The organism is Methylobacterium nodulans ORS 2060 (assembly GCF_000022085.1).
GTDB lineage: Bacteria > Pseudomonadota > Alphaproteobacteria > Rhizobiales > Beijerinckiaceae > Methylobacterium > Methylobacterium nodulans.
The window spans coordinates 507,246-521,540 of sequence record NC_011894.1 but is presented as its reverse complement, the minus strand read 5'-3'; the positions used below and the strand labels follow the sequence as shown (position 1 = coordinate 521,540).

General features: G+C 70.8%; 15 protein-coding genes. 5 read left to right on the top strand and 10 right to left on the bottom strand.

The window, feature by feature from the left end:
• The first annotated feature begins 128 nt into the window (after nucleotides 1–128).
• The 4 genes from MNOD_RS02290 to MNOD_RS02275 all read left to right on the top strand — a co-directional run bounded on the left by MNOD_RS02290 (nucleotide 129) and on the right by MNOD_RS02275 (nucleotide 3,630).
• Nucleotides 129–1,385 carry a URC4/urg3 family protein gene (locus MNOD_RS02290; protein ID WP_015927219.1) on the top strand — a complete coding sequence of 419 codons (1,257 nt, stop codon included), beginning with the start codon at nucleotides 129–131 and terminating at the stop codon, nucleotides 1,383–1,385.
• Between the two features lie 51 nt (nucleotides 1,386–1,436).
• Complete coding sequence (gene upp, locus MNOD_RS02285; RefSeq protein WP_015927218.1) at nucleotides 1,437–2,099, top strand: uracil phosphoribosyltransferase; 663 nt, start codon at nucleotides 1,437–1,439, stop codon at nucleotides 2,097–2,099.
• 111 nt (nucleotides 2,100–2,210) lie between these two features.
• Nucleotides 2,211–3,218, top strand: a complete 1,008-nt coding sequence (locus tag MNOD_RS02280) for an NAD(P)H-quinone oxidoreductase (RefSeq protein ID WP_015927217.1) — start codon at nucleotides 2,211–2,213, stop codon at nucleotides 3,216–3,218.
• Nucleotides 3,219–3,315: 97 nt separating this feature from the next.
• Nucleotides 3,316–3,630: a hypothetical protein gene (locus MNOD_RS02275; protein ID WP_015927216.1), complete on the top strand. Its 315-nt coding sequence runs from the start codon at nucleotides 3,316–3,318 to the stop codon at nucleotides 3,628–3,630.
• 64 nt (nucleotides 3,631–3,694) lie between these two features.
• Here the strand turns inward: MNOD_RS02275 and MNOD_RS02270 are convergent, their stop codons facing one another.
• From MNOD_RS02270 to MNOD_RS02230, 9 genes are all read right to left on the bottom strand, one after another.
• Nucleotides 3,695–4,576, bottom strand: coding sequence for a 3-hydroxybutyryl-CoA dehydrogenase (locus tag MNOD_RS02270; RefSeq protein ID WP_015927215.1), 882 nt, complete (start codon nucleotides 4,574–4,576; stop codon nucleotides 3,695–3,697).
• A gap of 169 nt (nucleotides 4,577–4,745) precedes the next feature.
• Entirely contained in the window at nucleotides 4,746–5,696 is a 951-nt protein-coding gene (locus MNOD_RS02265; protein ID WP_015927214.1) for an electron transfer flavoprotein subunit alpha/FixB family protein, read from the bottom strand.
• A 31-nt stretch (nucleotides 5,697–5,727) separates the two neighbouring features.
• Nucleotides 5,728–6,477: an electron transfer flavoprotein subunit beta/FixA family protein gene (locus MNOD_RS02260; protein WP_015927213.1), complete on the bottom strand. Its 750-nt coding sequence runs from the start codon at nucleotides 6,475–6,477 to the stop codon at nucleotides 5,728–5,730.
• Nucleotides 6,478–6,707: 230 nt separating this feature from the next.
• Nucleotides 6,708–7,283, bottom strand: coding sequence for a cob(I)yrinic acid a,c-diamide adenosyltransferase (locus MNOD_RS02255; RefSeq protein WP_015927212.1), 576 nt, complete (start codon nucleotides 7,281–7,283; stop codon nucleotides 6,708–6,710).
• Between the two features lie 111 nt (nucleotides 7,284–7,394).
• Nucleotides 7,395–7,985, bottom strand: a complete 591-nt coding sequence (locus MNOD_RS02250; RefSeq protein ID WP_043747866.1) for an acyloxyacyl hydrolase — start codon at nucleotides 7,983–7,985, stop codon at nucleotides 7,395–7,397.
• A gap of 274 nt (nucleotides 7,986–8,259) precedes the next feature.
• Nucleotides 8,260–9,297, bottom strand: a complete 1,038-nt coding sequence (locus MNOD_RS02245) for a transporter (protein ID WP_015927210.1) — start codon at nucleotides 9,295–9,297, stop codon at nucleotides 8,260–8,262.
• A 2-nt stretch (nucleotides 9,298–9,299) separates the two neighbouring features.
• A complete protein-coding gene (locus MNOD_RS02240; protein ID WP_015927209.1) occupies nucleotides 9,300–9,509 on the bottom strand; it encodes a hypothetical protein in 210 nt (69 codons plus the stop codon).
• Nucleotides 9,510–9,727: 218 nt separating this feature from the next.
• Complete coding sequence (locus MNOD_RS50265) at nucleotides 9,728–10,411, bottom strand: hypothetical protein (protein WP_015927208.1); 684 nt, start codon at nucleotides 10,409–10,411, stop codon at nucleotides 9,728–9,730.
• A 718-nt stretch (nucleotides 10,412–11,129) separates the two neighbouring features.
• Nucleotides 11,130–11,360 (bottom strand): hypothetical protein, encoded by a 231-nt coding sequence (locus tag MNOD_RS02230; protein ID WP_015927207.1) that lies wholly within the window; start codon nucleotides 11,358–11,360, stop codon nucleotides 11,130–11,132.
• A 254-nt stretch (nucleotides 11,361–11,614) separates the two neighbouring features.
• Here MNOD_RS02230 and MNOD_RS02225 point away from each other — a divergent pair, with 254 nt between their 5' ends.
• Nucleotides 11,615–13,330 (top strand): IlvD/Edd family dehydratase, encoded by a 1,716-nt coding sequence (locus MNOD_RS02225; RefSeq protein WP_015927206.1) that lies wholly within the window; start codon nucleotides 11,615–11,617, stop codon nucleotides 13,328–13,330.
• Here MNOD_RS02225 and MNOD_RS02220 read toward each other — a convergent pair.
• Complete coding sequence (locus MNOD_RS02220; protein WP_015927205.1) at nucleotides 13,318–14,262, bottom strand: hypothetical protein; 945 nt, start codon at nucleotides 14,260–14,262, stop codon at nucleotides 13,318–13,320. The genes MNOD_RS02225 and MNOD_RS02220 overlap by 13 nt on opposite strands.
• Nucleotides 14,263–14,295 lie beyond the last annotated feature (33 nt).

The window sequence follows — 14,295 nt, the reverse complement described above, 5'->3', positions numbered from 1 at the left end:
AGGGGTGCTTCGAGGGCCGGCTGCCGCCGGCCATCTCAGCATGAGGAGCGAGGCAGCCTCCATGACGGTCAGTTTCGATCGAGGAAGGGTGAGGTTTCCGGAAGCGTCGGCTTAGGAAAGGGACCGTCGTGAGCGTGCCGCAGGACAGAAATGAAACCCCGTCCGTTCAGGACGCCCGCTGGCTCCTCACCCCGGAGGCGGTGCGCGCGCGGGCCGAGGGTCTGCTCGCCCTCGGCCTCGACGGGGGCCTCGAGCACTTCGCCGTTCATCCGGACAGACTCGGTCCTTGCGCGGACGCGGTGGTCGAGACCATCCGCGCCGCCTATCCGGACCTCGACATCCCCTATCACGCCCGCTGGCGGCACTTCTCCGTCGGCGGCTTCGACCGCTGGGGCAGCCTCCTGCAGGCGGCGTCCTGGGAGGACGTGGCCGCGCGGGCGCGGGCGGCCTTCGACCTCGTGATCGTCAGCGTGCTGCTTGATGCGGGCGCCGGCCCGACCTGGCGCTACGAGGAGGGCCGCACGGGCGAGACCTATGCGCGCTCGGAAGGGCTCGCGGTGGCGAGCTTCGACCTCTTCATCTCCGGTCTGTTCTCGGAGGCGCCGGAGGATCCCTTCCGGGTCGATGCGCGGGCGCTCGCGAGCCTGACCGTCGCCGATCTCGCCCAGGGCTTCCAGGTCACGCCGACGAACCCGCTCGTCGGCCTGGAGGGGCGCACCGCGCTGCTCAACCGGCTGGGTCAGGTCGTCGCCGCGGATCCGGACGGGTTCGGTCCCGAGGCGCGCCCGGGCGGGCTCTACGACCGCCTCGCCGCACGGGCGACGGACGGCGCGCTGCCCGCGACCGCGATCCTCTCCGCGCTCCTCGCCCATCTCGGCCCGATCTGGCCCGGCCGCATCACCCTCGACGGGGTCGATCTCGGCGACACCTGGCGCCATTCCCGCGCCGGAGGGGAGGGGGAGACGGCGGGGCTCGTGCCGTTCCACAAGCTGTCGCAGTGGCTCGCCTACTCGCTGCTGGAGCCTCTGGAGGAGGCGGGCCTGACCGTGACCGGCCTCGACGCGCTCACGGGCCTGCCGGAATACCGCAATGGCGGCCTCTTCCTCGACACCGGCGTGCTGACGCTCAAGCGGCCCGAAGAGGCGTCGCGGGCGCATCCGGTCGAGTCCGAGCTCGTGGTCGAGTGGCGCGCCCTGACGGTGGCGCTCCTCGACCGGCTGGCGCCGCTCGTGCGCGAGCGCCTCGGGATCGGCGACCCGGCCGACCTGCCGCTTGCCAAGGTGCTGGAGGGCGGGACCTGGGCGACGGGCCGGCGGCTCGCCCGGGCCCTGCGGCCGGACGGGACGCCGCCGCTCGCCATCGCGAGCGACGGCACGGTGTTCTAAAGCCGGGGGACCCGGCTACACTCGGACATAGCCACGCTTGAGGGGGATCAGATGCAGGGTGCGAGCACGCGGGAGACGACGGGAGCCGCGCCGGTCACGGTCGTCTCCCATCCGCTGGTGCAGCACAAGCTGACGCTGATGCGGGACAAGGCGCGCTCGACCAAGGGCTTCCGCCAGCTGCTGAACGAGATCGGCACGCTGCTCGCCTACGAGGTGACGCGCGACCTGCCGCTGGAGCCGATCGAGGTCGAGACGCCCCTCGTGACCATGCAGGGGGTGCAGATTGCCGGCAAGAAGCTCGTTCTGGCACCGATCCTGCGCGCCGGCATCGGCTTCCTCGACGGCATGCTCTCTCTCGTGCCCTCGGCCCGCGTCGCCCATGTGGGCCTCTACCGCGATCCGGACTCGCTCCAGGCCGTCGAGTACTACTTCAAGGCGCCGTCCGATCTCGCCGACCGTACGGTGCTGGTCCTCGACCCGATGCTCGCTACCGCCAATTCGGCCATTGCGGCGGTGGACCGGCTGAAGGAGCGCGGCGCCCGCGACCTGCGCATCGTCTGCCTGATCGCCGCGCCGGAGGGCCTGGCGAAGTTCCGGGGCGCGCATCCCGACGTGCCGGTCTGGACCGCCGCCATCGACAGCCACCTCGACGAGCACGGCTACATCATCCCCGGGCTCGGGGATGCCGGCGACCGGATGTACGGGACGCGCTGACCGCTCGCGCCGCCGTCCGGCCCCGCGCATGGCCGGGGATCTTGGCCCGGGATCTTGCCAAGCCGCGCCAACGTGTCAGGTAGGGGCCAAACAACCGCGAGGAGCCGCCCCATGCCCGCCCTTCCCGACACCATGCGCCAGGTCCGCTTCAACGGGGCCGGCGGGCCGGAGGTGATCGGCATCGAGACCGCGCCGGTGCCGAAGCCCGGGCCGGGTCAGGTGCTGATCGAGGTCGTGGCGGCGGGCGTGAACCGCCCGGATTGCCAGCAGCGCGCCGGCAAGTATCCGCCGCCGCCCGGTGCCACCGACGTCCCGGGGCTCGAGGTTGCGGGCCGCATCGCGGCTCTCGGCGAGGGGGTGACCGGCCTCGCCGTGGGCGACGAGGTCTGCGCCCTCGTCATCAGCGGCGGCTACGCCGAGTTCTGCCTCGCCGAGGCGCCGCTGTGCCTGCCGAAGCCCGGCCCGCTCTCGCTGATCGAAGCCGCGGGCCTGCCGGAGAACTACTACACGGTCTGGACCAACGTGTTCGAGCGCGGGCGCCTGCAGAAGGGCGAGCGCTTCCTCGTCCATGGCGGGTCGAGCGGCATCGGCTACACGGCGATCCAGCTCGCCAAGCATTTCGGCGCGACCGTCTACGCCACGGCCGGCTCGGCGGACAAATGCGCCTTCTGCGAGCGGATGGGCGCGGACGTGGCGATCAACTACCGGGAGACCGACTTCGCCGAGGAGGTGAAGCGCCTCACGGACGGCAAGGGCGTCGACGTGATCCTCGACATGGTCGGGGCCTCCTATCTGGAGCGCAACCTGAAGTCCCTGGCGCTGGAGGGCCGCCTCGTCGTCATCGCGTTCCTGCAGGGCTTCAAGGTCGAGTCCTTCAACATGACCCCGATCATGGTGAAGCGCCTGACCTTCACGGGCTCGACCCTGCGCCCCCGCACCACCGCCCAGAAGGCGGCCATCGCGGAGGGGCTGCGCCGGGAGGTCTGGCCGCTCCTGGAATCCGGAGCGCTCAAGGCCGTGATCCACGCCACCTTCCCGCTGGAGCAGGCGCGGGAGGCCCATGCGCTCATGGAATCGAGTGCGCATCTCGGCAAGATCATGCTGACCACCGGTCGATAGGCCCGGCCTCTCCGCGGAACCGTGGCTGCCCGGCGGCCGTTGCCCGGGCAGAACGCCGCCGAATGGTGGCCCCACCCACAGCCCCGGAGAGATCCCCATGGCCATCGACGACCGTCGGGTCGAGACGACGACCGAAGCCCGCCAGGGCACCAAGGGCAAGCCCGTCCTCTACGTGCTCCTCGGCAGCCTCGCGCTCCTGGTGATCGCGGCCGTGGCGCTCCTGACCTGGAATGGTGCGAACTCGCCCAAGGACTATGCCAGCCAGAGCCAGGACGCCTCGCGCGCCCAGATCACCGGCTCGGCCGGCGGCAAGGGCAACGTGACCAACCCGAGCAGCCACGTGCCGGCCGGCAACCCGGCCTATCCGCAGCCGTCCCAGCCCACCACGACCGGTTCGACCAACCCGCGGTGAGGCGAAACGCGAAGGGCCCCTCTCCCGCCGGAGAGGGGCCCTTCGCGCGGAATGACCTGCCCCGTCAGCGGGTCGGGACCGGCTCGGGCCCGCGATAATCGTAGAAGCCGCGCTTCGACTTGCGGCCGAGCCACCCGGCCTCGACGTATTTCACCAGGAGCGGGCAGGGGCGGTACTTCGAATCCGCCAGGCCCTCGTAGAGCACCTGCATGATCGACAGGCAGGTGTCGAGGCCGATGAAGTCGGCGAGCTGCAGCGGCCCCATCGGATGGTTGGCGCCGAGACGCATCGCCGTGTCGATGGAATCCACCGAGCCGACGCCCTCGTAGAGCGTATAGATCGCCTCGTTGATCATCGGCAGCAGGATGCGGTTGACGATGAAGGCCGGGAAATCCTCGGACACCGTCACCGTCTTGCCGAGCCTGTTCACGAAGGTCCGGGCCGACTCGAAGGTCGGGTCCTCCGTGGCGATGCCCCTGATCAGCTCGACGAGCTGCATCACCGGCACCGGATTCATGAAGTGGATGCCGATGAAGCGCTCGGGCCGGTCGGTCGAGGCGGCCAGCCGCGTGATCGAGATCGACGAGGTGTTGGTCGCCACCATCGTCTCGGGCCGCAGCGAAGGGCACAGCGCCGAGAAGATGTTGCGCTTGATCGCCTCGTCCTCAGTCGCCGCCTCGATGACGAGGTCGCAGGGGGTGAACTCGTCGAAGCTCTCGACCGGCTGGATCCGCTCGATCGCGGCCCGGCGCGCCTCCTCCGTGATGGTGCCCTTGGCGACCTGACGCTGCAGGTTGCCGTTCACCGTCGCCAGCCCGTTCTTGAGGCGCTCCGGATCCCGGTCGTTGAGGCGCACGTCGAGGCCCGAGACGGCGCAGACATGCGCGATGCCGCTGCCCATCTGGCCGGCCCCGATGATCCCGACAGTCTTGATCTCGATGCCCATCGCCGTTTCGCCCCGCACCGCCCCGACAGGACCCAACCGGCAGCGGGGCCCCTCCGTCTTCACATTCTAACATGCCACGCGGGGCCGCGCCGTCTCGTTAAGACGACAGGCGGCCCCGCATCGTCGTCGCCGCGCGGGGCAGCCCCCGCATTCCGCGCGGGCAAACGCCTCAGCCCTTGGCCTTGGCGATCTCCTGCTGGAGCTCGGGCACGATCTGGAACAGGTCGCCGACCAGGCCGTAATCCGCCACCTGAAAGATCGGCGCCTCCTCGTCCTTGTTGATCGCCACGATCACCTTGGAATCCTTCATCCCCGCCAGATGCTGGATCGCCCCCGAGATCCCCACCGCCACGTAGAGATCCGGCGCCACCACCTTGCCGGTCTGGCCCACCTGCCAGTCATTCGGCGCGTAGCCCGCATCCACCGCCGCCCGCGAGGCCCCCACCGCCGCCCCCAGCGCATCCGCCAGCGGCTCGATCAGCTCCCTGAACTTCTCCGCCGAGCCCAGCGAGCGCCCGCCCGACACCACGATCCGGGCCGAGGCCAGCTCCGGCCGGTCCGACTGGGCGATCTCCTCGCCCTTGAACGCCGACTTCACCTCCGGCGCCACTGCCGCTGCCGCCGCCTCGATCGGGGCTGGCGCGCCGCCCGCCTCGGCCGCCTTGAAGGCGGCGGTGCGCACCGTGATCACCTTTTTCGGCTCGCTCACCTGCACGGTCTGGATCGCGTTGCCGGCATAGATCGGCCGCTCGAAGGTGTCGGGCGCCACCACCTTGGTGATGTCCGAGACCTGCGCCACGTCGAGCAGCGCGGCGACGCGCGGCAGCACGTTCTTGCCCTCGGTGCTCGCCGCCGCGATCACCGCGTCGTAGCCCGCCGCCAGCTCGGCAAGCAGCGCCGCGGTCGGCTCGGCCAGCAGGTGGTCGAAGGCGGCGTTCTCGGCCAGCAGCACTTTTTCGACACCCTCAAGCCGGGCGGTGGCCTCGGCCGCCGGCCGGCTGCCGGCGCCGGTCACCAGGGCGTGGACCGGGGCGCCGAGCTGCCGGGCGGCGGTGAGCGCCTTCAGGGAACCGTCCTTGGGCGCGCCGTGGGCGTGCTCGACGAGAAGCAGGGTGGCCATCTTCCGTGTTTCCTCTCGATCGGGAGGCGCGTCAGAGGACGCCGGCCTCGCCCTTCAGCTTGCTGACGAGTTCGGCCGCCGAGGCGACCTTGACCCCGGCCTGGCGGCCGCCCGGCTCGACAGTCTTGAGCACCTTCAGCCGCGGCGCGACATCGACCCCGAGCGCCGCCGGCTCGAGGGTGTCGAGGGGCTTCTTCTTGGCCTTCATGATGTTGGGCAGGCTGGCGTAGCGCGGCTCGTTGAGGCGCAGATCCGTGGTGACGATCGCCGGCAGCGCCAGCGTCAGCGTCTGCAGGCCGCCGTCGATCTCGCGGGTGACCTCGAGGCTGCCCTCGCCGAGCTCGATCCGGTAGGCGAAGGTGCCTTGCGGCCAGCCGAGCAGGGCGGCGAGCATCTGGCCGGTCTGGTTGGCATCGTCGTCGATGGCCTGCTTGCCGAGGATGACGAGCTGGGGCTGCTCCTTGTCGACCAGGGCCCGGAGGAGCTTGGCGACGGCGAGCGGCTCGACGGGGGCGTCGGTCCTGACCAGGATGCCGCGATCGGCACCCATGGCGAGCGCGGTGCGCAGCGTCTCCTGGGCCTGTTGCGGCCCGATCGAGACGGCGACGATCTCGCTGACCTTGGCTTTCTCTTTCAGCCGGATGGCCTCCTCGACGGCGATCTCGTCGAAGGGGTTCATGGCCATCTTGACGTTGGCGAGGTCGACGCCCGAGCCGTCCGGCTTCACCCGGATCTTCACGTTGTAGTCGACCACCCGCTTCACGGGCACCAGAACCTTCATGATCGTCGCATCCTTCCGGACCGGGACGATCGGGCGGTCGCGCGCGCGTCGCGCCTTAAGTGCCGACCATCCCTCAAGGGAGCAAGGTGGCGGACCGTAACGGCCGATTTTCGGAAATGTCAACGCGGAGTAAGGCCGGGGTGCCGTCCGCCGGCGGGCGCCGCGGGAGAATCGTTTCGAAAATTCGGTATGGCAGGTCCGAGAGAGCGGCCACATGCCGGCCCGGCGCCTCACCCCCGGTTCTTGCCGGGCACCCAGAGCACGTCCTTGGCCCCGCCGTCATTGGCGACCCGGGAGGCGACGAACAGGAAGTCGGACAGGCGGTTGAGGTACTGGATCGCCACCGGCGAGACCCGCTCGCCGGGGGTCGCGGCGAGTGCCACGGCCAGCCGCTCGGCCCGGCGGCAGACCGTGCGGGCGAGGTGGAGTGCCGCCGCCGCCGCGGTCCCGCCGGGCAGCACGAAGGAGCGCAGCGGCTGGAGGCCGGCATTGAGCGCGTCGATCTCCCGCTCCACCCGCTCGACCTGCTCCGGCACGATGCGCAGGGGCTCGTAGGCGGGCGGGGTGTCGCTCTCGGGCGTGGCGAGGTCGGCGCCGAGGTCGAAGAGATCATTCTGGATGCGCGAGAGCATCGCGTCGAGATCGCCGGTGCTGTGCTGGCGGGCGAGGCCCACGCAGGCATTGGTCTCGTCGACGGTGCCGTAGGTCTCGATGCGCAGATCCGCCTTGGAGCGGCGCTCGCCGCTCGCCAGCGCGGTGGTGCCGGTATCGCCGGTGCGGGTGTAGATGCGGTTGAGGACGACCACGGCTTTACGGACCTCGTGCGGCTGTCGGACTCGTCTACACGAGGGTGCCGGCCGTTCCAATTGGACCGGGGGCGGGAGCGAGGGGCCGCCGCTCGGCCGAGGTTCCCGGCGTCAGAACGTGTAGGCGATCTTGCCGCCGACATTGGTCAGGCCGCGGTTCGCCACGCAGAGGCCGGCATTGGACTGGTGCTCGATCGTGGCGAGCACGCTCCAGTGCTCGGTGATGCGGAAGCCGACCGAGCCCGCCTCGCGGAAGAGCGGCGAGCAGCCGAGCGCGTTGAAGCCCGGCGGGACGAAGCGGCCCGTCGCGCCGTTGTGGAACGAGGCGCCGAAGAAGCCTTCGACGAAGAACCGCTCGGTGATGTCGAAGGTCCAGGTCGCGCCCAGATAGGCGTAGCTGGTGCGACCGGCCGTGTTGTAGCTGCCGCCCACGGTCGGGCGCGGGATGAACTGGTTCCAGAACGGGTCCGGCGTGAGGGTCGGCTTGGCGAGCAGGACCTCGCCCGTGACGTTGCCGCTGCCGCTCTCGGGGCTCCAGGGATCCTGGACGGAGCCGCCGATGCGCAGCTCCGACACGATGCTGAGCGGCTGCACGGGCGGATGGTAGTCCGGAGCCGGAACCGGCGCCGCGAGATCGGCGGCCTGGACAGGATGGCCGGCCGCGACCGCGAGCGCCGCTAGACCCAGGAGAATGGCACGCATGATGGTTGAGACCCGAGACGTTCCTTCCGGGAACGCGCTGAAGCCTAGCTGCTGCGCTCCTGCTTCGTCTCGGCAGCCATCCGGCATTCCGCCATTTTCCCCGAGTTGCGGCAGTGGGGCCACACTCGCGGCGCGGGCAGATTCGCCCGACGGGCGAGGCGCTGCCACGGGGGCTGCCCGCCCGCGACGGGCTTGAACGAGGCGAGCGCCGGGGTCTGCGGTCGATCGCTCGTCGTGACGAGCCGCGCCGCCCTGCGCCGCGGCCCCGGGCGGTTCAGCGGCGCGGCGTGCGCAGCCCGAGGCTGCGAATCACGAGATAGACCGCGAGCGCCGAGGCGACCGCGAGGGCGAGGGCAATGGTCGAGCCCTCCTCGAAGTCCGACAGGAACAGGCCCTTGGTGTTCATGCCGAAGACGCCCGTGACGAGGGTCGGCGGCAGGAACAGCGCGGTGAGAACCGAGAGGGTGAAGAGCTGGCGGTTGGACTGCTCGGCGAGCCGCGCCGCGAACTCCTCCTGGAGGAGGCGGCTGCGCTCTGCCATCGCCAGCATGTCGCGGTCGAGCGAATCGAGGCGCTGGGCGATGCGGGCCGCCGTGGCGACCTCACGGTCGGGGAGCCCTTCGGCTTCCCCCTCTTCCTCGAAGCGGTGAAAGGCGGCGCGCAGCCCCAGGAGCTGCCGGTGCAGCCGCACCGCGTCGCGGCGGATCGGGCCGAGGCGACGCCGCTCGTCGCGCACGGCCTCGTCCAGGATATGATCCTCGATGGCGTCGAGCTCGTCCGAGAGCGCCGCGCCTGTCGCCGCCATGGCGCCGACCACGTGGCCGACGAGGGATTCGAGCAGGCGCACCGGCGCCGTGATGGTCTCGCCCTCCGCGGCGGCCTGACGCGTGCGGTCCGGCCCGACCACGGGATGGCGGCGCCCGCTCACGAGGAAGCGCGGCCCCATCACGAAGTGCAGGCGGCCCGCCGGGTTCGGCTTCGTCGCCGCCTCCTCCCGGGCGAGGTCGGCCACGACACCGCCGACGAAGCCGCCCTCGACGGCGATGCGCTGGTGCTCGTCGCGCGCGAAGGCCGAGGAAGCGAGCCGCGGCGGCCCGAGCCGCCCCTCCGCGATCAGGCCCTCGATGCGGGCATCCGCAAGGTTGAGGTGCAGCCACAGGAAGCCCTCGCCGAAGCTGCCGGGCGCCGGCACCTCCTCGTCGTGCCGGACGAGGCGGCCCCTGCCCGTCTCGTCGAAGACCATGGCGAAGAGCAGGCCCGGCAGGGCCGGCTCGTCGCAGAGGAGCCGCGGCGTGGCGGTGGGCGTCGCCACGGTCAGGCCACCCGGACGAGGATCGCGCAGAGCGCGCCCGAGAGCGCCGTCGCAACCGGCAGGGTGAGGAGCCGCGCCACGGCGCGATTGCGCAGGGTCGCGAGCGGGTGGCCGGACGGTCTGCCGTCGCGGTTCGGCCGTCCTTGGCGCGGCTGCGGCGCTCCCGGCGGGCCGTCCAGCCTCCCCACGCCACCGGCCGCTGAACGCGCCATCGCCGTTTCCCCGCTCCGCCGGACCCGCCTGGGCGGATCCTTGCGCAGACCCTGATCCGCGGGGGATGACACTTGTGTGACGCTTCCCGCGCGACGGTCGGGGGCATGGCCTGCGCGGGCTGTCGCGGCCTCGCGCCACGACGGCCCGCTCAAGGGTTGCTGCCGTCTCTTGTCGTTCCGGGACGCACGGGCCGGTTCGCAGCGGAGCGGCCTCGCGCTCACTCCATCATGTTCATGAGGTCGCCGACGCGCATGTCGCGGATGGAGTCGAGGGACATCCCGCCCATGCCTCCCATCCCACCCATCATGCCGCTGATCTGGCGCATCCAGTAATTGGCCTCCCGCATGGCGGAACGGCTGCCGCCGAATCTGGCGAAGCCCGCCGGGATGCCCGCATAGTCGCGCCGCGGGGACCGCACGGCATAGTGCCGCCGCGGCGTGGCTGCATGGACGGCCGGGTGGCGCACCATCGCGGTGCGGGCATAGTGGCGCCGCATCGTCAAGCGCACCGGCGCCTGACGGGGCGTCATCATCCGTGGCGCCGGACGAGCCGCCAGGGTCCGCCGGACGGGCGCGGGATGCACGGCAATCCGCGGGGGCTCCTGACGCCGCGTCGCCATCCGCTGGGGCGCCTCCGGCCGGGCGGGCGCCACCCGCTGGGCGGATTCCACCCGCTGGGCGGGCCCCTGGACCTCGTTCATCACCGTGCGGCAGGCCGGGCTGAGATTGGCGGATTCCCGCCGCAGGCACGACGTGATCGCGCCGACATTGGGGATCGCCGAGGCACACAGACGCCAGACATCCGGCGTGCAGGCGGCCCGCTGCTCCGCCGTGCCCTGGGAGAAGGCCGGCGGCGCCGCGAGCAGCAGCGTGACCGCTGCGAGGATCGAAGAGGACTTCATGCGGATGTTCCTCCAACGTGGGAGAAGGACAGCTTCGCTGAAGAAGCCGCTTTTGTCTCGCCCTGCGGTTGGTACGAGGCGGTGTGACGGCGCACGCTGGGCGGACATCCTCTCCGGTGATCTCGGGAAACCTTGTTGATCGGCCCCGCCCCGGGGTCAGGACATGGCCTCGCGAGCCGTCTCGCGGCCGACCCGGCTCTGGGTGCGGCCGTTGCCGAAAGTCGCCGAAATAGGTCGCGAGCCCGGCGGCGAGCCGGATCGCCCGCATCTCAGAGGCTGTGGATCTTTCGGTTTTGGACTTTACTAAACTCAGTAAAATCAATCACTTAGCGGACGTCAGAAGGCCAAAAATCCAAAAGACTCACACGCTCTCAGTATGAGTTCGCCACCGGCTGCAACGACCCTGAGGGATGAAACCGGCTATGAGCACTCCCTGCCATGGCACCCCCACTGGTCCTCATGCTGAGGTGCTCCGAAGGAGCCTCGAAGCACCCCTGAGCGGTGATCCGAGACTCTGGGAGACGGGATGAGCGGTCAGGCGTGCTTCGAGGCTCGCTAGACGCTCGCACCTCAGCATGAGGGCCGTAGCGGCTGCCACGCACACGCAGGTCAGTTTCATTTAGGAGCCTGGCAGCTTCCACGCGCGTCGTCCGGGACGAGAGGGCCGCTCATCTGCCGGCGTCGGGCTGCTTCCGCGGGGCGCTCGTCCGGTGAACGCTCAGTCCTCGACGGCCAGGAACTCTGCCGTGCCCGCCTTCACGTCCGTGCCGCGGCCGGTCTCCCAGTCGCCGGGATCGAGCTGCGCGAGCAGGCTCGCGATCTCCTCCGGAAAGACGCCGCTGCGGTCGAGCCCGAACATCCCATCGAGGACCGGGATCAGACTCTCGACGAGCACCCGCGGCGAGTCGGGACGCGCCGTCGTCTCAAGGGCGGGAGCAAGCGCGAGCATGGCGAAAGGCCGCTCCGGAGCGCACGACACCGCGCGCACCGCGCCGGGGGGCGGTGCGCGAGGGCAGCGTCTGTCGGTGATCGATGAAGCTGGACTATAGGGCCGCTGCATGAACGGCGGCTGATAGAACCCGGCCGGTTCCGTTCAGACGAAGCGGATTCACCGGGAACGTGCCGGATTTCCCCGGAGCCCCGGGACAGGCCCGGCAATGAGGATTAGAAGCGGTCGAAACGCCGGCTGCGGGGAGGAGCACGATGAGCAAGGGGTTGCGCAAGGGGCTCACGAGCTACGGCGATGCCGGTTTCTCGCTCTTCCTCCGCAAGGCCTTCATCAAGGCCATGGGCTATTCCGACGACGCGCTGAACCGGCCGATCGTCGGCATCACCAACACCTATAGCGACTACAATCCCTGCCACGGCAATGGTCCGGCGCTGGTCGAGGCGGCCAAGCGCGGCGTGATGCTGGCTGGCGCCATGCCGATGGTGTTCCCGACCATCTCGATCCACGAGAGCTTCGCCCATCCGACCTCCATGTTCCTGCGCAACCTGATGGCGATGGACACGGAGGAGATGATCCGGGCCCAGCCGATGGACGCTGTCATCGTCATCGGCGGCTGCGACAAGACCCTGCCGGCCCAGATCATGGCCGCGGCGAGCGTCGACCTGCCGACCGTGGTGATCCCGGTCGGGCCCATGGTGGTGGGGCACCACAAGGGCGAAGTGCTCGGCGCCTGCACGGATTGCCGCCGCCTCTGGGCCGCCCATCGGGCCGGCGCGATCGACGAGCAGGAGATCGAGATGGTGAACGGGCGCCTCGCGCCCTCCGTCGGCACCTGCATGGTGATGGGCACGGCCTCCACCATGGCCTGCCTCACCGAGGCGATGGGTCTGTCGCTGCCGCTCTCGGCGACGATTCCCGCCCCTCATGCGGAGCGCGTGCGCCTCGCCGAGGCGAGCGGGCGGCGTGCGGCCGAGATGGCGGTCGCCGGGGGGCCGCGTCCGAGCGCCATCCTGACGCCGGCCGCCTTCCGCAACGCGCAGACCGTGCTCCAGGCGATCGGCGGCTCGACGAACGGGCTCATCCACCTCACGGCCATAGCCAGGCGCGTCCGCGCCGAGATCGACCTCGACGCCTTCGACGCGATCGGCCGCGCGGTGCCGGTGCTGGTCGACCTCAAACCCTCGGGCGACCACTACATGGAGCATTTCCACCATGCGGGCGGGGTGCCCCGCCTGCTTGCGGAACTCGGCGACCTCATCGACCTCGACGTGCCGACCGTGGCGGGAGAAAAACTGCGCGACGTCGTGGCGGCGGCCGAGATTGTGCCGGGCCAGACCGTCATCCGCAGCCCTGCCGATCCGATCAAGCCGACGGGCGGGCTCGCCGTGCTGCGCGGCAACCTCGCGCCCCGGGGCGCGCTCATCAAGCACGCGGCGGCGAGCGAGCGCCTCCTCCAGCACACGGGGCGGGCGCTGGTGTTCGAATCGATCCCCGAGATGGCCGCGCGGATCGACGACCCGGATCTCGACGTCTCGCCCGACGACGTGCTGGTGCTGTGCAATGCCGGTCCCAAGGGGGCGCCCGGCATGCCGGAGGCGGGCTACCTGCCGATCCCCAAGAAGCTCGCTCGCCAGGGCGTGAAGGACATGGTGCGCATCTCGGATGCGCGGATGAGCGGCACGGCCTTCGGCACGATCGTGCTGCACGTCACCCCGGAATCCGCGGTGGGCGGCCCGCTCGCCCTGGTGCGGACCGGCGACAGGATCCGCCTCGACGTGGCCGGGCGGCGCATCGACCTCCTGGTGGACGAGGCGGAACTCGCCCGGCGCGCGGCGGCGCTGCCGGCGCCGCCGCGGCCCGCCTGGGCCGAGCGGGGCTATGCCCGCCTGTTCCACGACACGGTCACGCAGGCGGACGAGGGCTGCGACTTCGATTTCATGCGGCCGGGCGGGGCTGCTCAGGGAAACTGAACGGCGTCGACAACCTGCCGGAAGCGGGGCAGCACCGAGTCGCGGTCCTGCGCCTTTACGACGCCGACCGCACGGAAATAGCCGTCCGGCTTGAAGCGGATGGTCTGGGACACCACCACCGGCATGCCGGAGGGGATATCGGTGGCCCGCGCCACCAGTTCGTGCCAGTCCGCGCCGCCCTGCCGGAAGATCTGCGAGCGCTCGATGGCGAAGTCCTTCATGGTCTGGTTGGAGTAGAGGGCCGCCTTGGCGAAGGCGTCCCGCTGCTCGGCCGGCAGCGGCGGCTGCACCGCCTCGGCCAGAACCAGGATCGGCTGGTCGAGATTCATCATCTGGTCCTTCGGCCCGGCGGTGTAGAGCACCGAGTTGCCGGCGAGCACCCGGACCGGGCGGAAGCCCGCCGTCTCGGTGACCCGGAAGGGCAGGGCGGCGACCTGCTGGTCGAGGGTCAGCGCCGCACGCACCCGCACGCTGGTGAGCATCTTGCGCATCGCCTCGTCGGTCTCGGCCCCCGGCAGCGTCTGGCCGATGACGAGGCCGGTCACGGTCGGGTCGGCGATGAGCAGCACCCATTTGGCGATTGTCGGCGCGCCCGGCTGCTCGATCGGCTGCTCGCCGGTGAACAGGATGCCCTTCCGGTTGTCGCCGAGGGTCAGCTCCTCCCGGTTCTTCACCGTGAGCCCCTGCGCCTTCAGGCTCTCGGCGGTGAAGCTCGCGGTGAGCGCGGCATAATCCTGCGGCGGCAGCTCCACGACCGAGACCGTCGCGCCGCCGCCCGGCCGCTCGAACCCGGTGAAGCGGCGGGAGATCTGCATGTCCTGGATCGGCTCGAAGCCGAAGCGGGAGCCGGGCGGATAGACCGGCTCGGCGGCGAGGGCCGCGCCCGACAGGACGAGGCTCGCGAGCAGGGCGGCGAGGACGCGCAAGGACATGGATCGCGATCTCCTGCGGCCGGCACCGGGTCC